At 38.3% G+C, this 23,316-nt stretch carries 20 protein-coding genes; 11 read left to right on the top strand and 9 right to left on the bottom strand.

Annotated elements, in window-relative coordinates:
* Window positions 1-37 precede the first annotated feature (37 nt).
* From G3O08_RS11945 to G3O08_RS11965, 5 genes are all read right to left on the bottom strand, one after another.
* Window positions 38-808, bottom strand: a complete 771-nt coding sequence (locus G3O08_RS11945) for a hypothetical protein (protein ID WP_163285609.1) — start codon at window positions 806-808, stop codon at window positions 38-40.
* 653 nt (window positions 809-1,461) lie between these two features.
* Window positions 1,462-1,881, bottom strand: a complete 420-nt coding sequence (locus G3O08_RS11950; protein ID WP_163285610.1) for a response regulator — start codon at window positions 1,879-1,881, stop codon at window positions 1,462-1,464.
* Between the two features lie 64 nt (window positions 1,882-1,945).
* On the bottom strand, window positions 1,946-4,159 hold the full coding sequence (locus G3O08_RS11955) for a PAS domain S-box protein (protein WP_163285611.1): 2,214 nt from the start codon (window positions 4,157-4,159) through the stop codon (window positions 1,946-1,948).
* A 742-nt stretch (window positions 4,160-4,901) separates the two neighbouring features.
* On the bottom strand, window positions 4,902-5,969 hold the full coding sequence (locus tag G3O08_RS21730) for a sensor histidine kinase (protein WP_163285612.1): 1,068 nt from the start codon (window positions 5,967-5,969) through the stop codon (window positions 4,902-4,904).
* 377 nt (window positions 5,970-6,346) lie between these two features.
* Window positions 6,347-7,345 carry a chemotaxis protein CheB gene (locus G3O08_RS11965; RefSeq protein ID WP_163285613.1) on the bottom strand — a complete coding sequence of 333 codons (999 nt, stop codon included), beginning with the start codon at window positions 7,343-7,345 and terminating at the stop codon, window positions 6,347-6,349.
* A 266-nt stretch (window positions 7,346-7,611) separates the two neighbouring features.
* Between G3O08_RS11965 and G3O08_RS11970 the strand changes: the two genes are divergently transcribed.
* The 6 genes from G3O08_RS11970 to G3O08_RS11995 all read left to right on the top strand — a co-directional run bounded on the left by G3O08_RS11970 (window position 7,612) and on the right by G3O08_RS11995 (window position 12,116).
* Window positions 7,612-8,196, top strand: a complete 585-nt coding sequence (locus G3O08_RS11970; RefSeq protein WP_163285614.1) for a DUF421 domain-containing protein — start codon at window positions 7,612-7,614, stop codon at window positions 8,194-8,196.
* A 193-nt stretch (window positions 8,197-8,389) separates the two neighbouring features.
* Window positions 8,390-9,304, top strand: coding sequence for a glycosyltransferase family protein (locus G3O08_RS11975; RefSeq protein ID WP_163285615.1), 915 nt, complete (start codon window positions 8,390-8,392; stop codon window positions 9,302-9,304).
* Window positions 9,288-9,821, top strand: coding sequence for a hypothetical protein (locus G3O08_RS11980; RefSeq protein WP_163285616.1), 534 nt, complete (start codon window positions 9,288-9,290; stop codon window positions 9,819-9,821). The genes G3O08_RS11975 and G3O08_RS11980 overlap by 17 nt, the downstream gene beginning before the upstream one ends.
* Before the next feature lie 243 nt (window positions 9,822-10,064).
* Window positions 10,065-11,093, top strand: a complete 1,029-nt coding sequence (locus G3O08_RS11985) for a hypothetical protein (RefSeq protein WP_163285617.1) — start codon at window positions 10,065-10,067, stop codon at window positions 11,091-11,093.
* 70 nt (window positions 11,094-11,163) lie between these two features.
* Window positions 11,164-11,604, top strand: coding sequence for a hypothetical protein (locus G3O08_RS11990; RefSeq protein WP_163285618.1), 441 nt, complete (start codon window positions 11,164-11,166; stop codon window positions 11,602-11,604).
* Window positions 11,605-11,756: 152 nt separating this feature from the next.
* A complete protein-coding gene (locus G3O08_RS11995) occupies window positions 11,757-12,116 on the top strand; it encodes a PRC-barrel domain-containing protein (RefSeq protein WP_163285619.1) in 360 nt (119 codons plus the stop codon).
* 111 nt (window positions 12,117-12,227) lie between these two features.
* On the opposite strand, the gene G3O08_RS12000 is transcribed toward G3O08_RS11995, so the two are convergent.
* Window positions 12,228-12,764, bottom strand: coding sequence for a YciE/YciF ferroxidase family protein (locus tag G3O08_RS12000; RefSeq protein ID WP_163285620.1), 537 nt, complete (start codon window positions 12,762-12,764; stop codon window positions 12,228-12,230).
* A 753-nt stretch (window positions 12,765-13,517) separates the two neighbouring features.
* On the opposite strand from G3O08_RS12000, the gene G3O08_RS12005 reads away from it, so the two are divergent.
* Window positions 13,518-14,567: a BON domain-containing protein gene (locus G3O08_RS12005; protein WP_163285621.1), complete on the top strand. Its 1,050-nt coding sequence runs from the start codon at window positions 13,518-13,520 to the stop codon at window positions 14,565-14,567.
* Window positions 14,568-14,665: 98 nt separating this feature from the next.
* On the opposite strand, the gene G3O08_RS12010 is transcribed toward G3O08_RS12005, so the two are convergent.
* From G3O08_RS12010 to ku, 3 genes are all read right to left on the bottom strand, one after another.
* Window positions 14,666-15,115 (bottom strand): hypothetical protein, encoded by a 450-nt coding sequence (locus G3O08_RS12010; protein ID WP_163285622.1) that lies wholly within the window; start codon window positions 15,113-15,115, stop codon window positions 14,666-14,668.
* A 101-nt stretch (window positions 15,116-15,216) separates the two neighbouring features.
* Complete coding sequence (gene ligD, locus G3O08_RS12015) at window positions 15,217-17,688, bottom strand: DNA ligase D (protein WP_163285623.1); 2,472 nt, start codon at window positions 17,686-17,688, stop codon at window positions 15,217-15,219.
* Window position 17,689: 1 nt separating this feature from the next.
* A complete protein-coding gene (gene ku / locus G3O08_RS12020; RefSeq protein ID WP_163285624.1) occupies window positions 17,690-18,463 on the bottom strand; it encodes a non-homologous end joining protein Ku in 774 nt (257 codons plus the stop codon).
* A gap of 888 nt (window positions 18,464-19,351) precedes the next feature.
* On the opposite strand from ku, the gene G3O08_RS12025 reads away from it, so the two are divergent.
* The 4 genes from G3O08_RS12025 to G3O08_RS12040 all read left to right on the top strand — a co-directional run bounded on the left by G3O08_RS12025 (window position 19,352) and on the right by G3O08_RS12040 (window position 23,283).
* A complete protein-coding gene (locus tag G3O08_RS12025) occupies window positions 19,352-20,425 on the top strand; it encodes a formylglycine-generating enzyme family protein (RefSeq protein ID WP_163285625.1) in 1,074 nt (357 codons plus the stop codon).
* A 120-nt stretch (window positions 20,426-20,545) separates the two neighbouring features.
* A complete protein-coding gene (locus tag G3O08_RS12030) occupies window positions 20,546-21,418 on the top strand; it encodes a peptidyl-prolyl cis-trans isomerase (RefSeq protein ID WP_163285626.1) in 873 nt (290 codons plus the stop codon).
* 1 nt (window position 21,419) lies between these two features.
* Entirely contained in the window at window positions 21,420-22,415 is a 996-nt protein-coding gene (locus G3O08_RS12035; RefSeq protein ID WP_163285627.1) for a HupE/UreJ family protein, read from the top strand.
* Window positions 22,416-22,506: 91 nt separating this feature from the next.
* On the top strand, window positions 22,507-23,283 hold the full coding sequence (locus G3O08_RS12040; protein ID WP_163285628.1) for an FkbM family methyltransferase: 777 nt from the start codon (window positions 22,507-22,509) through the stop codon (window positions 23,281-23,283).
* Window positions 23,284-23,316: the final 33 nt, after the last annotated feature.

Consider the following 23,316-nt stretch of genomic DNA (forward strand, 5'->3'; position numbering starts at 1 on the left):
TTTTTAGACGTACAGCCCGCATTACGTTTATAAAATGTTAGCGGTTCGGGTTTCTTCTTTTATTATTTTTTGTTGTCATAATTTTAATATCTGAATACAGGTAAATGCATGCAATTGTAATTGCTGCAATTCCGGCTATAACTGCTCTAACAGTCATAGATTGTGAAATCATATAAATGCCAAGGATAATCAGAGAAATGCAAAATGGATAAGCTAAAAGTCTGATTAAAACTCTTTTTAAGCTCCATTCGCTTTTCACTCTTTCAATTTTAACTACTTCTGGTTTTCCATTTTTGACAGCTGTCAAGTTTTCCAAGAATGTACTAATATTTTTCCTATTCCATCCAAATGAGGCTACAGAGCTCATACTTTCAGGGCTGCAAATGCTGTTCACAAAAAGGCGGTCTTTATCTTTTGCAATTGTAACCATCTCACCCCAACTTGCTGTCCAATTCCAAGATCGATATGCTCTTAAAAAATTCTTGTTATTACGCTCAATACTCCATTTTAATTCTCTTGCAGTCCTATCAACGGCTTCTTGAAATTGCTCGTCTGAAAATGTAACATCGATTTCTTTAAATTTCAGGCGCCTATATTGGATAAAAGCAAAAAATAGAGCAAGCAATAAAAATGGTAACGAAGTTCTTATTATTTCTCTTGAAGTCCGAACTCCGGTATAGGTGTCCGTTACGTGAATTTGAATCAAACTCCATGCTGTCAATGAAACGATAAACAATAGAAACAAGACTATTCCATAATGAGTTAAAGTCTGAAGAGGTTTTAATTTCAGTCTTTTATTTTTTTTCATTATTTGTGTCCACCTATTTTTCATTTGTGGTTACCATATTTTGCCTGACCGCTAACACATCAATAAGCGCAACTAGTTAACTATATATCCCAAAATCAGGGAATAAACGCAACTTCTATTACGCTTATTGAAAAATAAGCGCAACTGTTGCACTTATTTCCGTTTTGGGCGTATGCTGTTTCAAACCACTTCCGCACCCCAAGTTTAATCAAAAAACCCAAAAGGTTGCCACTTATCTTATAGCAAATGTGAAAAGGCAAAAGAATCCCTCACTCCCATCGCATAAAGCAAACTTAAACCAACACAATCACTAAGAGATTAAATAGTGTCTGTCCATAAAGTCCACTATCGGCGTTGCAATTGAATTGAAAACAGTTATTGACAAATGTCAACTCCTTGATTTTCAATTCTGCATGCGCCTTGCTATTGAACTTTATGATCCAGCCACTTGACTCTATTGACAGACTCTAAATAGGCCGCCTCAATACGCGGCCCGAGAAAATAAAACAGACGATTATAGTACTTTCGTTTTTAAAGATACTACGGGGGCTAGACTCCGGCCATAAAAAAAAGCCCACCGAGCTTTTACCAAATACCTAAGTCTAGCCTATAACCAAACCGGATATTTTCGGTTTTTCGTTTTGGGATACCCCTTAAATGTTTCTCGCTATTGTTTCATTAAAAGTATGCACATCAAACGGTTTCGCTATATAGCCATTGGCGTTTGTCTTTTTACAGATTTCCTCAATTTTATCATTGGCCGAAAAAAGAAGAACAGGAACATGCTGGGTTGCCGGATTCTCTTTAATGAGCACTACGGCTTTCTCACCGCCAATTTCAGGTATCCAAAGGTCCATTAAAATAAGATCGGGCTTAATAAGGGCAATATCATCAATTACATTATCACATCTCGTTCGTGTCTCCACACGGTATTGATCTCTTGTTAAGAGCATTTTGCAGAGAAACAAAATCTCCAGATTGTCTTCATATATTAAAACACACTTATCTGCTTTACTTTTCACCCCCGCTGCAGGAAACTCTTCAACTGAAAGAAGTACCTTATTTTTACCCATTTTTATTCTATTACTTAAAAAAGTCGCACAATTTTAAGCATTTATTCTTTAACGAAACCTCAATTTATTCTGACTGCTGCACACCATTTACCGGCAGGGTAAAATAAAATGTACTTCCTTTTCCTACTTCGCTTTCTACCCACAATTTACCGTGGTGGCGCTCTATTATTTCATAAGAAATAAACAAACCCACACCCATACCTTGAAACTGCACGGCATGCTCTTCCACGCGGTGATACTTTTCAAATATTTTATGCAGACTCTGCTCGGCTATTCCGATTCCGGTATCTTTTACTGCCACGGTTATTCTATCTTTTTCTTGAGCTAAAGTTATAAAAACACTTTCTGAATGGGGAGAATATTTAATAGCATTGCTGAGTAAATTAATGACCACCTGCTGTAGCCTGTTTTTATCGCCCATTACAGCACCATTCACTTTGCCGGTCTTTATGATGATACTTTCAGGCGAAGTAAGCTGTATATTCTCTACGGTACCGACTATCATTTCATTAAAATTGAAGGTAGTCATCGAATAATTTAATTTACCGAATTGTATCTTACTCACGTCCAGCAATTCGCCAATTAATTCATTGAGTCTGTCAACAGATTGGCTGGCTTTTAAAGCAAACATTTTTGCTTCTTCTGCGGTATCACTTAAGGTAAGTTCCAGCATTTGCAAATAGGCCTTAGCCGTGGTAAGTGGCGTTTTCATTTCATGACTGGCTATACCCATAAATTCATCTTTTTTCTCGTCTTTTAATTTTTGGTCATTGATATCGGTAAATGCTCCTACCCATTTTATTATTTTATTTTCCGAATCTAAAACAGGCTCTGCTACGACCGAATGCCATCTGTAATCGCCGGCTCTGTTTTTAAGCCGCACTTCAGATTTATATACGTTGGCGGTAGCTAAACTCTTCATCCATGATTCATTTATGCCGGCATAGTCGTCAGGATGCACTATTTCTTCCCATTCTTTTTCGCCTCCAGGCTCAACACCCGAATATTCCTTCCACCGAGATGATGCAAACTCTGCATTGCCTTGTGCATCGGTTACCCAAATTAATTGAGGTATGGTTTGTGTGAGGGAGCGAAAGCGTTCTTCGCTCTCTTTTATGCTTTTATTAACCAAGGCCTGTGCCGTTACATCAGTTGCAATAATTCCAATACCATCTATTTCATTATTCATATTATACTGTGGGTATAAAATGAAATTGTAATAATTTAAAGTGGGCTCTCCATTGTGTAAAAACCTTACAGGCATTTCGATGGCATTATGAGGTACACCTGTTTTATAAACTCCCGTAAATATTTCCCTATAACCCTGATCTGCCAATTCGGGCAATACATCAAAGTACTTTTTCCCAATTACGTCTTTACCCTTGCCCCATATATTTATAATTGTTTCATTGGCCGTGGTAATAACTAAATCTTCTCCATCTAAAATCGCCATGGCCGATGGCGAAGAGTAAATAAGGTTGTGCATGCGTTTTTCGCTTGCTTCTATTTTTTTTCTGGATTCAATTTGGTCGGTTATATCACGCGCAATTTTTAATGCTCCGGTTATCTGTGCGTTATTGTCTTTAATTGGTGAAATGGTGAGCGAAATATCGATAAGCCTACCGTCCTTAGCGACCCGCTGCGTGTCAAAATGGGCAATTGTTTCACCTTCTTGAATTTTTCTAATTATTTCAGGTTCTTCATTAATGCGGTCAGGGGGAATTATTTTGAGGATGGACTGGCCAATCATTTCGGCACGCGTATAACCAAATAATTTTTCTGCCCCAAGGTTCCAGCTGGTTACAATTCCTTTAAGTGTTTTACTTATGATGGCATATTCAGATGATTGCACAATGGTAGCCAGCGTGGCATTTCCTTCGTCTGCCTTATTTGCATCAGTCACGTCTTCAATAGAAAGCAAGATTAAATTCTGTGACTCGCTATGGCGTATAATCTCCTGGGCATTCAAGAGCATTGTTCGCTCACCAATATCAGGAAAACGATGCTTTACTTCATAATCAGTAATCTTTTTTCTTTTCGGTAAAATTTCTTCCAGAAGTTTACGCAGTGAAGGAATATTCCATTGTTTGTTGCCAAGGTTATAAATTAAAGCCCCTTCTGTTTCCGTTGTTTTTAAATTAAAAACTTGATGAAATGCGTGGTTTGCCGACACAATATGAAGGCTTTTATCGAGCACCAGTAGCGGTTGCCGAATATTTGCAATCACAGCTTCTGAAAAACTTTTCGATTCCGCTATCTGCTCATTTAAATCAGTCATTTCCATATTTTCAAGCTCAAATTGCTTTGTGCGCAGATCTAACTTCCTTTTTGGTCAATCGCATCAGAAATGATTTTAGGTTGTTTATCTGAAAGCGGTTTGTTCTAAAGTATTTTCAGTGTAATCGCTTACCAATTTTCATGTAAATCTCGCAAATAATTCACTTCCTCTAATTTATTTCAAGTTAACATAATAATCCGGATTTCAATCCACCCACTCCCTTCAAACACGAATTGAAGCCCCATTTTATCTAAGATTGTGAGTTATTTCTAAACGCAAAACAGGGTTTTCGCCCAGCCAGGTTTATCTACCGCATCGGTAAGCACCTTGTCAATACAAGGCCATTCCCCACTTTTGCCCGGCTCAAGGTAAACCGGTGATTACTGATTCGGTGTTGAATCCTCAATTAAGTAATGACTGAGAAACTTCGTTAGTTGAAATTGGAGCGCTTTCCATGGTTAGCTTGCTCACAACAACTCTCTCTGAAATGGTTGCCAAAATGAAGTGAATAGTGTCATGGAGTACGACAAAAAACCATCACCTCCGGATAGAGCATTCTGCTTTATTTATTTGTGCTTAAAACAGCGTTGTGAAATAAAAATAAAATGTCAATACTAAAAAGCATGACCAAGACCTTTGCCCAATTCAGGAACGCAGTAATTATGAGCCATCAAAATATTCTTTTCAAATTCTTTCAAATTTAAGAGTGGTGTGTTCAATACTAAGTTGTTTTCTTGAGTAATTAGTAATCGCTCTTAAAATAAACTTTAAAGGTTGAACCTTCGTCAATAACGCTTTCTACTTCTATCTTGCCACCCTTATCATTTAGCATTCTGTTTACAATGTACAAACCTATTCCTGTGCCTTCAATTTGAGGGTTTATTCTTGAAAACTTATCAAAGATGTTTTTATGATGTATTTTGTCGATACCTAATCCGTTGTCTTTAATAGAAAGAAGCACATAATCTTCCTGCTTCACGGTCTTAATCACTATTTTTAAAGCTTCATCCGTTCTTCTATACTTAATGGCATTACTTAAAAGATTAAAAACAATGCTCCGTAAGTTTTTTCTTGAAAAAATTATTTCTGACGTATCAAATTGGGTGTGTATTTCTATCCCATTAGTGTAAATCTCATTCCTTAAAGCAAGAATTACATCATTAAATATATCTTCAATATTCACGCGTTCTTCTTCATTGGGTAAACTAGATTCTACATGAACATGATCGGTAAACTCTTTTAACAATGCTCTCATATTGTTAGAAGCTCTTGTAAGCATTTCAACCCATGTTGTAAATTGTTCTGTATCCTTAGAATTATATGCTTCCATTAACTGATCTGCAAGCAATAAAACAGTTGAAAGTGGCTGCCTTATGTCGTGAGTCAAGGTGTAAAGTAAAGTGTCGTTTTCGGCATTTAATCTTTCCAGTTCGTTTAATACAGCAATTCGTTTTGTTATATCTACGAAGGTTAGAATTACACCATTGGTTCTATTTTCCTTCCTAATTTTGTAGGGCAAAATGTTCATCTGAAACCACTTTTTGTCGGTTGTTTGAACTTCTTTTTCGAGAATATCACCTGTGGAAATTACTTCATTTATATTTTCAATTAAAGTTGGGTAACGAATATTGTCCGTTACATCTTCTATATGTTTGTTTATATCCGCTTCTGTCAAGGTAAATTGCTTCATAGCAGGTGGTGTGAATTTCCTTAGTATAAGGTTGCCGTCTACGTACAATTGCGGAATAATGGTGTTGGCAAAGTAATTTTCTAAATCTTCATTTAAATCATCTAATTTACTAGCCGACACCTTTGCTGTAGTTTTTACCACTAATAATTCATTTAGAATGTATAAACAATAATTTTATTAATTTTAAAGCTCTTCACAACCATGCACGCAAGGTTATCTCCAAAGGCTGAAGTGCCAATGAGAGTGTGCCGAGTACTTTTGGTGAATATAAAACATTTTGGTGATCAAAAAAGTTCAGGCTGGTTTATTAATAAACATTGATTATGCAGGCGATGACGAAAATAGAAATACGCTATAAACGCCATTCCCGGTCGCATAGGCAAACCCGATGGCTGACCCTAAATACTCCTGGTTACCGTATGGGTCATTTCAATGGAATACCTTTGTGTTATTTGCCATAATATTCTTCCAAGTAAATAATAAACATTGAAAGTCATTTACAACGTGTTTTGAGTGGCGAATAAAATTTCTTTCATTTTGTCAACATGAAACTGTATGTTTTCTCCCTTTTGCTGATAGCTTGATGCCATTTTAGATAGTCCTTTTTTAGTATTTTCATCTTCCATTTTCTTTAAAAGCGTTCTACGCTCTTCCATAATGCGCAAGGCTGTCCATAATGTAGATTCTAATATTTCGCCTTGCTTCACTACCAAATCTTTTTCAGAATACGAATGTCCAATATGGCAACGGTAACGGTCTGGTTTTCCATTTTGTTTCTTAATGTCCCACAAGCCGCCTCCACAATCAGGACAAGCATAGATACTTTTTACGCCCAACTGTTTTACATGTTCATAGTCTACCACCACTCTTTCAGCAATTTCAGATTCTATAATAACATCATGTGGGGCGGCAATCTCTCCGCGATTCGTTTGAGTAATCTCAAAAAATGTCTCACCCATTTGGCGTAGCGCAAGGCAGTAATCAACTTCCATGTTATTGAGAACCGAAAGGGGCATATCAGGATATTCTGCTTCGTTAGGATCTTGCACCATGCAGATTCCTCCACTCCTTTTAATGGCCAGCATGCCTGTAGTACCGTCGTCAAGTGAGCCTGTTAGTACGACCCCGATAACTCTTGTGCTGTAGGCGGCAGCTGCTGATCGAAACAATACATCAATGGAAGGTCGCCAACGATTTTCTTCGGGTCCCCGACCAAGAATAATTTTATTTTTCTTAACGAGTAAGTGCTGATTTGGTGCAGCAACGTAAATATGTCCTTTTTCTATTTCGCTATCTTCTTTTGCTACTTTACATTTTAAAGAGGTATGTGGTTGAAGCCGATGCACTAAGAAATCGCAAATACTTGTACGCGATAAGTGCATCACGATAAAGACTGCTGCATCCATATTGTCTTTCAATTGCGAAACTAATTCAGTCAGTGCGCTCATACCGCCGGCGGAAGTACCAACTACAATAACAAATTTTGGGGTTTTCATCTTATTGTAGGTTTTTACGTTTATCAAGAATGCCGTTGATTTGAAAACGGACCAAAAAAGTATAAAAGTACTCCATTCGGTTTCATGTTCGCAACTTTTCTTAAAGGCTAAACGAAATTCCCAAATTAAATTCACTGCCAATTAAAAGCATATATAAAAAGACCCCTTCACTTTTTGCTTTATTTCATTTCTAACAAATGTGCCTCGCTAACTGGTTTCATATTTGCGTTCTGTTTTCCCTATTTATATCTTTAAATCATAAATCTATGGATGTTTTTGAGAATTTAAAGTGGCTTCTCATCAGTTGGGATTCTGTTCTAATCACTATTTTTTCTACCATTCTTATCTATACCGCTGTAATTGTGCTTACGCGAATAAATGGGTTGAGAACATTTGCAAAAATGAGCAGCTTTGATTTTGCGATCACAATCGCCATTGGTAGTTTAATTGCATCTACCATGCTTTTAGAAGAACAGTCTGTTGCCAAAGGAGTCTTGGCGCTAATTGTACTACTGCTTCTGCAAGCGATTATAGCCCATATGCGTAGGAAAAGTGATAAACTGGAACAAATCATCACGAACACTCCCGTATTGCTCATGGAGGGAAAGAAGGTTCTTTATGAAAATCTGGAAGCTACGCGCGTTTCTGAAGCTGATTTATTCGCCAAGTTGCGCGCGGCCAACGTTTCTCATTTTGATCAGGTACTTGTGGTAGTGCTTGAAACCACCGGCGACATTTCTGTGCTACATACCGGCGAACCCAGCAATAAGGTTTCTGAAGAAGTATTGAAAAATGTAGCATATACTGCCGGTAAATCTAATTTACCAAAATCTGAAAGAAGCATAGACTAATTTTTTTTGTAGAAACTCTTCCCCGAATAGACAGGTTATTCCCCTATTGATAGAGGTTGATTTATAGGCATATTTAACTGTGACTTTATATAAAAAAATTACGATTCTACTTGGTTAAAAACAGATAGATGAGTAGTTACTACGTCAACTTTTTCGATACAAAATGAAAACGGTGAACAAATTGCAATAAATAATGACTGAAATTAACTACAAAGAAACTTTTACTATGAGCAGCCTGATTACTGTAACCACCAATAAGAATGATTCATTACATATATTTCTTGATGCTATTGCTTCAGGTACTTCTATGCCCAGAGAAGTTATTGTAATAGATCTTAGCGGGAGTGCAGAAACTGATAAAGCATATAACTTTATGGTTAAAATTCAACAGAATAAGGGTCTAAACGATGCCAGTCCAATTTCGACTGCACAAAATCTCGGAGCCCGCAAGGCGTGGGACGACAATCTCATTTTTTTGGATGTTAATTGTATTCCTAGTACAACGTTTATTGAAAAAATGGAAGAGCACCTTCTATGCGCCACTGGATTAATTATGGGAGAACCCCGTGAATTAAAACTATCAGCGTCAGCCCGTACTGGTGAATCAGATTTATTTGCCAATAGCCGGTATAATCCCCTTAGACCAGAACTTAAAAAAGAACTTACCCTTTGTTTTGATCCCAACTTATTTTGGGGTCAGGGATTCGGAATAAGTAAGAAGGAATTTATAGAAATGGGTGGATTTGATGAAAATTATAAAAATGGGATTACTTTTTCCTATCTCGATTTTATGTATAAACTTTTCCAACAGAAAAAAGATTTTTATTTGTCTAAAAATACTTTCTATCATTCCATCGTAGAACAGCTATCCACAGGAGAGCCTGACTTGCACAGCATTGTTTACCACAGCAATTATTTTTTCAATAAATGGAGCGGATGGCCTATGAAAAAAAAGTTAGCCAAATTTGTAAAACAAGGTTTGATAGAATGGAGTGAAAACCAAACCACGGAAATTAAAATTCTTAAAAACCTTGATCTCAATCTTACAACCAGCGGTAATAAAGAAGCGGTATTTAATTCTAAAATGACGCATGAAAATATCGGGTAAAATTAGGCGGCCTTTATGGGGCGGGCTCATAGCTTCTGCCATTATAGGAGTCGGAATCTATTATCTCGGAAATTTAAGTCAGTATGAAGCTCGGGAACTGTTAGGCAAATCAATTCCGGGTTTTAATATGCTTTGCAATACTGTTGTGCTCGCTTCGGCCACCATACTTGCTTTATTGTTAACTGTGCTCGGCATTTCCTCCACATCAAAATCGCACCTAAGCCAAACCCATTATCATCAGGTAGCTCTCCTCGCTAAATGGGACACCATAATTTTCATAGCCGCCATTACGCTTTTTCAGTTCTCAAACATTCCTATAACCGAAGCAGAAAATTTTCCTAAGGATTGGTACAATCTGCTTTACTGGGCTACGCTCATATCATCGTCATTGCTCTGCGGCGGAACTGTAGCAGTTATCTTAATGCTGTACAACACTGTTACTAATATGATTGACATTGTAGGTCTTGGTGTAAAAGACCATCGGCTAGTAGAAAACGAAAGCCTGGACGAAGAATAACCCCTGCGATTTGCGGTGAGTCGGGGAATATAGTGGGGAGATGTTTCCACAAGTATATAAGTGGTATTAAATCAGCAATATAACAACATACACTCACATTATTTATAAAATACTATATATCAGGTTAATAGATACTTATCTCTATGAATACGAACCACATTAATTTCGAATGGAACAGGCTCTCTTTGTGTGACTTATAGGCACAAAATTTGTGTTAATTATTAAAACACTAAACCTTATATTATGAAAACTACTACTACTAACATTGAAAACAGAGTTAATAAGCTTAGCCACGTGTCGTGGGGAGCTATTTTTGCCGGTTTCGTAGCGGCTTTATCTATTATTTTCCTGCTTAATCTACTCGGAGTCGGTATTGGCTTCGCAACCATAAATCCTTTAGAAGAGAGAGATCCGTTGGAAGGCCTCGGTTGGGGTACGATAATCTGGTGGACGTTGTCTAACCTTATTGCACTCTTTGTAGGAGGTATGATAGCAGGCCGCCTGGCGGGATTTACCGACAAAATGGATGGGGCACTTCATGGAGCTATAGCCTGGAGTCTTTATGTACTCTTGTCTGTATACCTAATTACTTCAGCCGTAGGAAACGTCTTTAGTGGAATAGCCGGCACAGCATCAAACCTCTTTGGTGGCGACAAATCCAAAGTTTTGGTAAACTATGAAGGTGCCCAACAGGATGCTGAAAAGACTACCAATATGGGTATGGACAAAATAAAGCAGCAAATAATGCAAGTGGTTAACAAAGGCCAGTCATTGAATATTCTACCTGATGATGCATCGCAGGAACTAAAAGATGTTATGAAGAACAATGACGTTACTGCACGTGGTGTAATTAACAGCCTCGATGTGGATGAATTTGTAAGCGACCTGAATTTTGATTTGGATAATGAGGGGAACCTTAAAATTACAACAGAAGGAAATGACGAATATTTTCAGAAGGAAAAGCTGAAAACATATTTGGCAAATAATACCCAGATGACCAAACAAGAAATTGATGGGCTGATCGAAAAATGGGAAACCAAAATTCAAAAGGCTGTTGATAAAGCTGAAGCAAAATTCCGTGAGTTAAAACAAGAAGCAATTGCTTATGCCGATAAGGCTGCAGAGGCTATGGCCAAATTTAGTATTGCTGCCTTTTTTGCCCTCTTATTAGGTGTAGCTGCCGCCCTATTTGGTGGAGCCATGGGTGCAGATCAACTTGTGATTTATGAAAAAGAACTGGAAGTAGAAACCGTTACAAAATCAGATTATTAAGTTTCAAATAATGATATAATAATCCCGGCAGGTAATTCTGCCGGGATTATTTTTTCAATTTTGTATTAAGATGAATTTTATTCTTAAAATAATTGTAGCTGCCGTTTGCGCTACAACGGTTATGACGGCCTTTAGTTATGCCATAAGTTTTATATTTAAAAGAAACTATAAAGAGCCGGCATTGCTTAACCGGGTATTAGATCAACTTCAGTTCTTTCCTTTTCCTGCTAAGCGTAATTCTCTGGTCGGTTGGGTGCTCCATTACCTCATTGGTCTAGGGCTCACCATTCTTGCTGTATTCATAATCTATCTCACCGACTGGCAATTTACGAGGCTCTACGGAATTGGGTATGGGTTTGTAGCTGGTATTATAGGAATTCTAAGCTGGAAATGGATGTTAAAAATGCATTCTTACTCTCCGCGTATAGATGTGGAAGGTTATTTTGAACAACTGCTGGTAGCGCATATTTTATTTGGATGGAGTTTGGCGGGTTTTTATAATCTACTGTAGCAACAATTCTTTGAGTTCGAGAAAAAAAGGATGGAATAAGAATGTCTTCATTTCCTTCCGGGAATTGCAATGAGATAAACGAAGAAAAATTTCGGCACGTTTATTTCATAAGTAATACCAACTAAATATTCAATCCTTTAAAAACAAATATTATGAACATCACACCAAATTTATTATCCTCAACAAGTATTGCAGGAACCAATGTAAAAAATCCGTCAGGAGAAAACATTGGAGAGATTAAAGATTTAATGGTTGACTGGAGTACTGGCCAGGTGGCTTATGCGGTACTTTCGTTTGGAGGTTTTCTGGGAATGGGAGATAAATTGTTTGCCATTCCGCTAGAAGCGTTTGAATTTGACACAGCCGACGCAGAAGACCGCATTGTCCTAGATGTCGATAAAAACTTTCTGGATGACGCACCGGGCTTTGATAAGGACAACTGGCCAAATACAGCAGATCATGAATTTACCAGAAATGTTTATTCTCACTACGATGTTGAGTATAAATTCTAAAATTTCCCAATCTCATTAAAAGAAGAAAGGAGCCCATTGCGGCTCCTTTCTTTTTGAATTGAACAAAATTTTAATTAAGCTATAATTACCAAATAGCAAAGCATATAGTTATTACTTGGCTTTTTGATTGATGCTTTGGGTGGCAAGCTCAGACAATTTTTTGTCGGCGGCTTTTTCTTCTTTCAAGGTTTTTTTGAGAATCTTTGCTACATCGTCAATACCGAGTTCTTCGGCCCAGGCAATGAGTGTTCCGTAGGTGGCAATTTCATAATGCTCCACTTTTTGTCCGGCAGCAATTATACCTGCATCACGTACTTTTCCAGATTCAGTTTCTTTCATGATATCCTCACCTTCGGCGATGATACCCGCCATAGCATCACATTTCTTACCTTCTGCCTTCTCATCTATCATTTCAAAGGCCTCATCTAAGCGAGAGATTTGTTCTTTCGTTTCTTTCAGATGATCATCTAGTGCATCTTTCAATTTTTTGGTAGATGCATTTTCAGCCATTTTGGGAATCGCCTTGGTAAGCGCATTTTCTGCCCAATAAATATCTTTAAGGCTGTCAAGAAATAATTCATTCAAATCTTTGGCTGCGCCACTTTTGGCTTTAACACCATTCGCGGAAGCATTTTTTGTAGTACTCATAACTGTTCATTTTAGGGTTAGATTATGCTTCAATCCAATTCTTAATCCACTTTTCATAAAAATCGGTAAATGACTGATTATCATCGCTATTTCCTATATTAGCATACGAGATATAGAGCAAAATTTCCACCAAGTGTAGAATTTTAAGGGCACAACGAAATATTTACAATTTCCGGACGCTAAAAGATTGGAACATTATGCCTTGAAAATCACTTATACAAGCAATGTAGATCGAGCAACGTACCCATGGGAATTAGAAACATAGAGAATTATCATGCATCTATTCAACCTTGGCTACAAGAATGGCATGAGGATAAATAGCACAACACTGTGGGAACATAGCTACACACCTTATAATATTGAATTTTACGTACGGGAAATAGATGAGCCAATATGAACCAAAAAAGACTTAAAAAAGGTGAAGGATTCTAAATGACTGCACTATTGAGTTGGCCATTATTTAAGCCAAAATAGTATCAATAATATTTAAAGTTACGTAAAGAAATTTGAACATATTAAAAATAATCAGGCTGACGCTATCAATTTTTCCCGTCATTAATGATTCATATAATTCTAGCTATAGTTGCGCTTTGGCAAAATCTTATAATCTTAGTCTTTAAATAAGAACACATATATCGATTTACTAAAAATTTTTAAATGCAGGATGTTGCCCGTTGAGTTTATATAAGTGTAAGGAGCTATTTCTGGCACGTTATTCTCATTACTCTTAGCCTAATCTTAAACTTAAATACAATGAATTATAATGATGACTGGCGCGAAGAACGCCGCAGACACAAAGAAAATTCCAATTACAACCCAAGATGGGAAAACCAGAATGAGCGACAAGGCTCCGGCGACTCGGGATACAGGAATAATTCTGAATTTGCCACCTCAAATTCCGGTAGTATTGACAGTTCTGACCATCGTTACGAAAGTAACAGAAATAGCGAGCAAAATTCTCGCAGTGGCAGAAACCCCAGCTGGGATCAAAATGCGCCAAACAGCAGCATGAACGAGGGGCGCAACCAAAACGAGGGTCGTAATCACTTTCAAGAGAGAGACTTTGAGCGTTCTGGAAATTATGGCAATACCTATCAAGGGCGCAATAATGATAACAGACCTAACCAGAATTACAGTGCCCAGGGTATGAGTGATCCACGATATGGCAATCCACAGTTCAGCGACCGCCAACGTCGTGGCTCAACGGGCGGTTCATCTGACCGTTATGAAAGAGGAAATTATGGAGACAACACTGATTATCGATCTTCAGGTCAAAACTTTGAAAATGCACCACAGGGACGTTATGGCTCGCATACCCAAGGTTGGGATGATAACGAAGACTACAGAGACGGCAAAAGTCTTGGACGCAGAGACTTGAGAGATTCCGGTACTGATTATGCCAGCGGCAGCCATAGAGGTAAAGGCCCGAAAAATTATAAGCGCGATGATTCCAGAGTCAAGGATGATGTGAACGATGCACTTACAGATCACCACAATATTGATGCTTCTCATATTAATGTTGAAGTAAAAGAAGGTAATGTGATTTTAAGTGGTCATGTGGAAAATCGCCAGGCAAAACGCGAAGCCGAATACGCAATTGACTACATTTCGGGTGTGAACAATGTGGAAAATCGAATCCATGTAGAATCTAAATCGAATGATTCCGGTTCAAGCTCATCAAACTCGAGTTCATCAGAGTCAGACTCAAAAACTGGTTCAAACTCAAATGATAGCAAGTATTCTGATGATGAAAACAAATCGTCATCAGACACTTCAAAACGAAACGGCAAAACTACAGTTTAGAGGATAGTTTTTTAAACTAGAAAATGGCTTCCGAATAAATTGGAAGCCATTTTTAATTTTCTGTAAATAACAGGAGTCTGATAAGGGATTTCTAAAAATTAGTAACCAAAACTACCAACGACTCTCGGCGCAAGAAATTTAATAAGATCCGGATGAATAGCTTTGGAAATGCCATTTATTTCTCTTTCTGTTACTATACCGTCATTGGTATTTGGCATATCAAGCACTTTTAAAAATGCTTCACCTTTATCGCAGTCAAAGTGTAATCGATACGTAAAGGCCTTCTCAAAACATTCAGAAAACATTAGGAAAATTTGCTCATTCTTAATAACCGGCCTTGTGAGGTCAGTGAAATGAATACTCGGAAACACTCCAAGAAAGGGTTTATTAAGCGCCCTATTGCAATTGGAATTCATAAAATCAGGAGGATTGCAATAAACGCCAATACTGTATCTCTTACAAGCCGTGGTACATTGAAAATCAAGTTCATGATTCGTTTTATACACTTTTATATCGTTAAGCAATTCGTCAAAACGCATACTAGTCATATCTATTCGATTAAGGATGACGTAAGATAAAAAACAGTATTCTAATTATTAAGAATCTATTTCGAGAAATTTTTGTTCCAAAAGGGAGAATTATTTTTATTTTAGAGACTATCGAATTGCTCTAAAGCCTTGTTCATATCAAGCTTTTCAGTTAGCACTTTTTCAAAAAGGTCTCCTTCCTTTTCTATTCTGCTTGGCATATTATGAATATCGAAATCACTGATTTTCAGATTTTTATTAACTTCATCCCAATGTAGCGGGGTAGAAACAGTAGCCCCCGGTCTTGGGCGCACACAATATGGAGCAGCGAGGGTTTGCCCCTTCTTATTTTGCATAAAGTCAAGATATATTTTTCCGTTCCTGGCTTTTATAGATCTTTCCATACTTGTCGTTTTTGGAAGCCTCTCTTGAATAAAATGACAAATAAGCTTGGCAAAAGAGCGCGATTCGTCGTAATCGTATTTTCCCGAAAGGGGAATATAAATATGCAAACCTGTGGAACCTGAAGTTTTGCAATATCCTTCAATTTTTACCTGATCTAAAATTTCTTTGGCCACTAGCGCCACTTCTACCACTTGCGAGAAAGGTGTCTTCTCTGAAGGGTCAATGTCAATAACCGTATAAGTGGGGTTATCCAGTTTGCCAACGTTTGAATTCCAGGGGTTTATTTCAATGCAACCCAGATTTGCCATATATATTAACGTTGCCTCATCTTGACAAAGCAAATAATCAATATTCTTATCGGTCGATTTTGAGTGTATCGCAATTGTATCAACCCAATCGGGCAAATTTTCATTGTCTTTTTGATAAAAGCCTTCCTTATCAATACCATTGGGATGCCTGTGCAAATTTTGAGGTCTATCTATCAAATAAGGCATAATGGTATCGGCAATCTGGATGTAGTAATCAATTATATCATATTTTCGAATGCCTTCTCCGGGAAAATATATTTTAGCGGGATGGGTTATGGCGACCTGCTTGCCGTCTATTTCAAGCACTGAATCCGAACTCATTTTAGCACTTTTACTCTCCTTAACTTTTGTTGGTGTTTTACCCGTTGGTGTTTTGTCTGCAACTGCTATTTTGTCAAGGGATTTATCATCCCGTAAACGTTTAAAAACCGGATGACGCAGCAAACCTTTACCGGTAATTTCGCTATAATTTACCTCGCAAATTAGTTTGGGTAAAATCCAATGGGGCTTCCTGCCTTTTAAATTTGGTGCAGACTTGAAAGGATGTTTTTGAGCCTTTAGGCTTTTCATTTTCTTCAAAAGATTTGCGCGCATCTCGCTGCTAAAACCGGTTCCACAATTGCCAATATACTCGAGCTTGTTATTTTGGTAAGCTCCCAAAATCAGCGAGCCAAACTCTACTCCTTCAGATTCTGTGTATCCGCAAATAATGGCTTCTCTATCGTTTACATTTTTAAACTTCAACCAAACTTCACTTCGCGCTCCCGGATAATACGCACTTGCCCCATCTTTAGCCATTATGCCCTCAAAACCGGCTTTTATCACTTTTTCGTAAAAGGCAGAGCCGAGCGTTTCTATGTGATCGCAATAGCGAATATTTTCCGAGCCGGCATTTTCTACAAGGACTTTGAGCAGCTCTTTTCTGTCTTTCAGCGGAAGCGAAATTGTAGAATGCCCATTTAAATAAACGAGATCGAAAACGTAAAAAACCAAATTGTCATTTTCTTCACCTTTGTAGTTCTGCAATTTTTCAAAATCCGAATACCCCTCTGCATTTAATATTACCACTTCTCCATCCAGCATAACTTCGTCGTCAAGAGACGTAAAACTCCTGGCAATTGGCGCAAATTTTTCATTTAGAGACAACCCATTTCGAGAATAGAGCTGAACTTTTCCATTTTTGACAGATGCCATCGTCCGGTATCCATCCCACTTTAATTCGTAAATCCAGTTCTTATCATCGAAGATTTTTTTGCCCGTTTTAGCGAGCATTGGTTTTACCAATTGGTTGGCATCACTTCCACTTATTCCAATTCTATTGCCGCCCTTACCTTTTTCTAATTGGTGGTGCGCCTTTTCGGCAAATGTTTCCGAATCATAAGGCACATCAACCGCGTATTCATCGTCTTTTTTAATGAGAAGCCAGTTGTTTTTCCCTTTTTCGAAGTGTGCTTTTACGAGTGCAAAATCACCTTTTACTTTCGTTCCCTGAAAATGAATTTTTAAGTCTCCTTTCTTTAGCTGTTCCGCGGCATCCTTCACACCTTTTCTTTCATTGATGATGTATGTACCTTTATCCCAGATCTTCATATCGCCAGCTCCATAATTCCCCTTTGGAATATTTCCGTGAAAGGTGAGATACTTCACAGGATGATCTTCGGTTTGCACGGCCAGCCTTTTATCATCCGGATTAAGCGATGGACCCCTTGGAACGGCCCAGCTTTTCAAAACGCCTTCCATCTCAAGACGCAGGTCATAGTGCAAACGGCTGGCCTGATGTCTTTGAATTACAAACCTCCCGCCATCAGATTTATCCAAATCACCCTCCGGCTCTGGTGTTTTATCAAATTTCCGTTTTTTATTGTAATCATCCAAACCCATATCAGGCCACTTTTTTCTTCTTTTTATCGAGGCTGGCTTTAAGTTTCGCCATCAAATCTTTGGCCGCCGTAGGTGTCGATTTTGTCTTTTTCACTTTGGTTTCTTTACCGGCAGCCTTGTCGTTAATTATTTTCATCAACTCGTCTGAATACACATCCTTATACTTCTTAAAATCGAACTTTTCAGTGTATTGATCTATCAGCGAAATGGCCATATCAACTTCTTTCTTAGAAACTTTCGTGTCAGGCAACTTCATTTTTTGTGGATCTCGCAATTCGTGAGCAAAGCGAATGATGTGCAATACCAGCGCATCTTGGTAAACGCCTACCAGACACAGATTTTCTCTTTGGCGCATTACAAATGTTGCCACACCCAGCTTTCCGGTTTTTTTAAGTGCGTCGCGCAGGAGATTGTATGATTTCCCGGCATCCTTTTGGGGTTCTACAAAATAAGGTTTCTTGTAAAGCACATCGGCTACCTCATCTGATTCTACAAAAGACTCAATATCTATAGTACGGCTTTTCTTAAAATTGGCTTTTTCATAATCTTCATCCTCCAATATTACGTAGCCTTCATCCTTTTTGAAGCCTTTTACTATGTCGTCCCACACAACCTCTTTTCCGGTATTTTCGTTTATCCGCTTATAGCGAATGTGCGCATTGTCATGTTTATCAAGCATATCGAGCTCAATACCGCGTTGCTCTGATCCCGAATAAAGCTTTATGGGGATAGACACGAGTCCAAATGATATTGATCCATTCCAGATTGATCTCATAATTAATCTCTTTTTTATCTAATTCTGCCTGGCACTAGCCCTCCGTCGAAAACTGACCGAGCCAGATCGGTTTCAGAAAAATGTTAAAAGTACAAAGCATAATATAGAAACCGAAAGCCCAAAACAGTCACTTCCTTCTGTCAGGGGCTCCCGGTTCCATCAAAAATAGTTTAGGGTGCCAAAACGTGAATCCAAAATACATTCCATTCCTTTATCATCTGGTCTTCAGTACACTATGCATTAAACCCTGAAACGGTTTCAGTTTTGAATCCCCACTTGTGTTGACTTTTGGACACAATTATCTCCTGATTTCACTGAGTTAATCCTACCCAAATTTAAAAAAAAATTGCCGCTCGATAATTCGAAGCGGCAATCTTTGCAAAACTTTAACCGGTTTAATAAAGCTTTTGCTCTATTATTTTTTCGGCAGTGGTTTTTTATTTTGATCTTGTTGGCTTTTGGCCTGTGGAGTTTTTTGACCTGGTTTAGTTTCAGGTTTTCTCTCTTGTTTTTTTTCTGTAGGCATGACGTTTAAATTTTAAGGTTATTAAAATATTACATTTAATTAGTGTTCAAATTTGAATCCAAACGTAACATTCAGATTACCAACACCAATCTAAAGTACTGATGTAGAATTTTTTACACAAGTTGCCCGCTTTGTATATTTCCTTACTTCAGTTTGTATTTCTTGACGGGTAAGGAAGCGTTTAAAAGGTACACGAAGGCCTGAAAATTGCTACTATTTCAGTGATTTTCAACAGATCAAACACTATTTAAAAAAACAGCACATTTATTGCTGTGGGGAATTCGATTTCAAAAACCGCTTTAAATCGTACCTATCTTACCATTTCAATATCTTTACACTTCATTTTCCTATTTTTGATTCCGATGAAGGTTAAAATTTTATTCTTACTATTTATTCTTACTACCTCCTGCGCTACACCAACTAATAAAACAGGCGAAAAGGAATTATGGGCAACCAATAATCAGGATCAGAAATTAGATTTAATAGCCAAGCCACCACGAGGAATGGTTTTTGTTCCTGGCGGAAAGTTCATTTTGGGAAGCGAAGATTCGGAAGCACAGCGTACCGAAGGTCCTGCAATAAACGCAGAAGTTTCAGGATTTTACATAGATGAAACTGAGGTAACAAATGCGCAATTCTCGTCTTTTGTTGAAGCAACGGGGTATAAAACTATATCTGAAAGATCAATTGATTGGGAAGATTTGAAGTCGCAAGTTCCATCTGGCACTCCTAAACCACCTGACTCACTCTTAACGGCAGGTTCCCTTATCTTTGGTCCCGCTCCAAATGTTACCAATCTTTACGATATCTCGCAATGGTGGGCGTGGAAAGTGGGTGCTAATTGGAGGCATCCCCAAGGGCCTGATACCAATATTGATGGAAAAGAAAATTACCCCGTCGTTCATATCGCTTTTGAAGATGCGCAAGCTTACGCCAAATGGGCAGGGAAACGACTTCCTACCGAAGCCGAATGGGAATACGCCAGTCGCGGTGGTAAAGGCCATAAACCATTTGCCTGGGGCGAAAAACTAATGCCTGACGGGAAATATCTCGCCAATTTTTTTCAAGGTTCTTTCCCTGATAATAATTCAGCGAATGATGGATATGCTGGTGCCGCACCGGTAAAAATGTATCCGCCAAATTCGTTGGGCTTATATGATATGATAGGCAATGTTTGGGAGTGGACAAACGACTGGTACAGACCAGATTCGCATAAGCTTGCCAATCTGGTGTCTGCAAAGGGATGCTTTAATCCGCAAGGACCCAAATCTAGTTATGATCCTATCGAGCCACTCGTCCCGAAACGCGTTATTAAAGGAGGGTCGTTTTTATGCAGCGATGAATACTGCAGCAATTACCGCCCTAGCGCCCGGATGGCCACTGCTATAGATTCCGGGCAGGAACATTTGGGTTTTAGATGTGTGATGGATTTATAATAAATTCCATTGCTTTTTGAAATATATCCAGACGATTTAAAAATCCAAATCGTCCAAATTGCCGTATATTTTTTTTGAATTCTTAAATTCACCGCCAAACCGTTTAAAATAACCTAATCGATGCCAAAATTTTTCAGAGAACCCCTTTTTCACTTCCTGCTTTTCGGAATACTTATTTTTATTCTTTATGCTTTTGTAAATCAGGGCGAAGCGGGCGAAAATGATATCGTGATAGATGATGGAAGAATGGAACATATTATAGCGCTCCATCAACTCGAGTACAAGAAACCGCCATCAGAAGATGAGCTTCTGGCACTTATAGAAAGTAATATTCGTCAGGAAATTTTCTATCGCGAAGCCCTGCGCTTGCACTTAGATGAAAATGACGATGTGGTAAAAGGACGCCTCGCTCAAAAAATGGAGTTTTTAAATAACGACCTTACCGCTATAGATTCGGAGCCTGACACAGAAGAGCTTGCGGCTTTTTATAGTCAAAACAAGGAGAAGTATAAAACAAAACCGACCTATACTTTTTATCAAATTGGGTTTAGCAAAAACAATGAAACAAATGCCCGCGAAGCGGCAATAAATGTTCTTAAAGAAGCTAATAATATACCGGTGGAGAATATGCGTGATAAAGGAGGTAATCTGCCATTATCTTTTTCGTATAGCGGTATGACTGCTGAGGCTTTGGGATATGAATTGGGTACTGATATGGCTGAAAAGCTTGATAAAGCTCCTCTTAAGCAATGGTTTGGCCCGATAGAAACGAAATACGGTGAGCATCTTTTCTTTCTGGTAGATCGGCTAGAACCAACCTTCCCCGAACTGGAAAGTATTGAAAAAAAAGTCGCAAACGATTTCGCCGCAGAAAAAGAAAAGGAAGTACAAAACGCAATGTACCAGGAGCTTAAAAGCCAATACAAGATACAGGTTGAAACCAATGAATTGGATGCAGCTATGAAGAAACGAATTTTGGAAACCGTAAACTGATATGCTCAAAATTTTCAAAGCATTCGTATTGGTATTATTTTTTCTGGGCTTTTCAGCCAATGTAGCTGCCCATGAGGTAAGACCCGCCTATTTGCAGATTAGCGAAACTGGAAATAACATCTATAAAGTTTTCTGGAAAGTGCCCACCATAAGAAATGCTGAGCCCGACATCAAACCCATTTTCCCGAAAGGGTACACATTAGAAATGCTCCGAACGCCCCAAACACGCGGAAATGGGATGGTGTACGCATACGTGCTGAAAGGAAACGAAAGCCTGGCTGGGAAGCAAATTACAATCGAAGGACTTTCAAGTAGCGGCATCGATGCTCTAATAAATATTGAGTATGCCAACGGTGAAAAAGCATCGCTCTTGGTTCAGCCGGGCAAAAATTCGGGAATCATTCCGGGAAAAACTGACAAGGGCCAGGTTGTAAAAACATATACCATTTTGGGAGTGGAACATATTTTATTTGGATTAGATCACTTACTTTTTGTTCTGGCCTTGATAATTATTACCAAAGGTTTTAAGAAAGTATTAAAAACAATTACCGCATTTACACTTGCACATAGCATTACACTAAGTATGGCTGTACTTGGCTATGCCAATGTTCCGGGACCACCCGTTGAAGCTATTATAGCATTGAGCATTGTATTTTTGGCAGTGGAAATTCTTAAAAATATAAATGGCGAGCAAACTCTAACGAGCAAAAAACCGTGGTTAGTTGCTTTTACTTTTGGACTTCTGCACGGATTTGGATTTGCCGGTGCCCTCGCCGAAGTGGGTTTGCCACAGAGTGAAATTCCTCTGGCTCTGGCATTCTTTAATGTGGGTGTTGAGCTTGGGCAAATCGGATTTGTTATTCTTGCATTGATTCTTATAAAAATATTGGCGCTGAATAAAAACTGGCCAATGGCACTTAAAAAATTACCCGCCTATGCTATCGGATCAATCGCTATGTTTTGGATGATTGAAAGAATCGCCGGATTTTGGAATTAGCTAAATAATCCATATAAAAATTTACGTTAAAAGCTCTTTTCAACATTGCTTTTACTACCTTGCTTGTTTGAATTCTTAACCAGAAAAAGCCATGCTAATAACTCGAGTAATTTATCCCCTTTCTCTTCGCGATAGGGTAAGCTACAAACTAAATAGGTTTTATAAACATTTGAATACAAAGGATGTAACTACGCTCTTTGGAAAAAACGTAAAGATGGATCTGCTTGAAACCGATTTTGGGCATAGAAGGATAATTATGAATGGGTTTTATGAACTCGGCCTTAGTCGCGAAATTCACGAGCTTGCCCAGCAAGGTGGGGTATTGTTTGATGTAGGGGCTAATTATGGCTACTATTCGTGTATTTGGGCTTCCGCAAATAGTGAAAATAAGGTGCATGCCTTTGAAGCGTCGCCAAAAAATGTGGATCCGCTGACCAACAATATCTCAAAAAACGACCTCTCTCCACAGGTGGTAATCAATCAATTGGCCATGGGAAAAGAAAAAGGAAAATTGAGATTTAATTTGGCTCTCGAAAAAAATCAATCGGGCTGGGGTGGTTTAACAATTGATGAAAACACCGAATCTGTTGAAGTAGACGTTAATACCCTGGATAATTATACAGCTGATAACGGGATAGAACGTATCGATGTTTTGAAAATAGATACTGAAGGAGCCGACACCTGGGTGCTGTATGGCGCAGAAAGATTATTGAAAGAAAAAAGAATTAAACATATCCATTTTGAAGTTAATCTACCCCGAATGAAGCTTTTAAAAATTTCGCCCGATGATGCTCCGAAATTTTTGGAGAGCGTAGATTATAAAGTAAAAAAAATATCAGAATCAGACTTTTACGCCTATCCGGGATAGAAGAGCATAAATCCAATTTTTAATTTGCGATGA

Origin of the sequence: Cryomorpha ignava, assembly GCF_010686655.1 — a bacterium.
Taxonomy (GTDB): Bacteria; Bacteroidota; Bacteroidia; order Flavobacteriales_D; family Cryomorphaceae; genus Cryomorpha; species Cryomorpha ignava.

Bases quoted from the DNA above. Each gene is read 5' to 3' on its own strand.
- G3O08_RS11945 (WP_163285609.1), bottom strand. From the start codon at position 808: ATGAAAAAAAATAAAAGACTGAAATTAAAACCTCTTCAGACTTTAACT.
- G3O08_RS11950 (WP_163285610.1), bottom strand. From the start codon at position 1,881: ATGGGTAAAAATAAGGTACTTCTTTCAGTTGAAGAGTTTCCTGCAGCG.
- G3O08_RS11955 (WP_163285611.1), bottom strand. From the start codon at position 4,159: ATGACTGATTTAAATGAGCAGATAGCGGAATCGAAAAGTTTTTCAGAA.
- G3O08_RS11965 (WP_163285613.1), bottom strand. From the start codon at position 7,345: ATGAAAACCCCAAAATTTGTTATTGTAGTTGGTACTTCCGCCGGCGGT.
- G3O08_RS11970 (WP_163285614.1), top strand. From the start codon at position 7,612: ATGGATGTTTTTGAGAATTTAAAGTGGCTTCTCATCAGTTGGGATTCT.
- G3O08_RS11975 (WP_163285615.1), top strand. From the start codon at position 8,390: ATGACTGAAATTAACTACAAAGAAACTTTTACTATGAGCAGCCTGATT.
- G3O08_RS11980 (WP_163285616.1), top strand. From the start codon at position 9,288: ATGAAAATATCGGGTAAAATTAGGCGGCCTTTATGGGGCGGGCTCATA.
- G3O08_RS11985 (WP_163285617.1), top strand. From the start codon at position 10,065: ATGAAAACTACTACTACTAACATTGAAAACAGAGTTAATAAGCTTAGC.
- G3O08_RS11990 (WP_163285618.1), top strand. From the start codon at position 11,164: ATGAATTTTATTCTTAAAATAATTGTAGCTGCCGTTTGCGCTACAACG.
- G3O08_RS11995 (WP_163285619.1), top strand. From the start codon at position 11,757: ATGAACATCACACCAAATTTATTATCCTCAACAAGTATTGCAGGAACC.
- G3O08_RS12000 (WP_163285620.1), bottom strand. From the start codon at position 12,764: ATGAGTACTACAAAAAATGCTTCCGCGAATGGTGTTAAAGCCAAAAGT.
- G3O08_RS12005 (WP_163285621.1), top strand. From the start codon at position 13,518: ATGAATTATAATGATGACTGGCGCGAAGAACGCCGCAGACACAAAGAA.
- G3O08_RS12010 (WP_163285622.1), bottom strand. From the start codon at position 15,115: ATGACTAGTATGCGTTTTGACGAATTGCTTAACGATATAAAAGTGTAT.
- ligD (WP_163285623.1), bottom strand. From the start codon at position 17,688: ATGGGTTTGGATGATTACAATAAAAAACGGAAATTTGATAAAACACCA.
- ku (WP_163285624.1), bottom strand. From the start codon at position 18,463: ATGAGATCAATCTGGAATGGATCAATATCATTTGGACTCGTGTCTATC.
- G3O08_RS12025 (WP_163285625.1), top strand. From the start codon at position 19,352: ATGAAGGTTAAAATTTTATTCTTACTATTTATTCTTACTACCTCCTGC.
- G3O08_RS12030 (WP_163285626.1), top strand. From the start codon at position 20,546: ATGCCAAAATTTTTCAGAGAACCCCTTTTTCACTTCCTGCTTTTCGGA.
- G3O08_RS12035 (WP_163285627.1), top strand. From the start codon at position 21,420: ATGCTCAAAATTTTCAAAGCATTCGTATTGGTATTATTTTTTCTGGGC.
- G3O08_RS12040 (WP_163285628.1), top strand. From the start codon at position 22,507: ATGCTAATAACTCGAGTAATTTATCCCCTTTCTCTTCGCGATAGGGTA.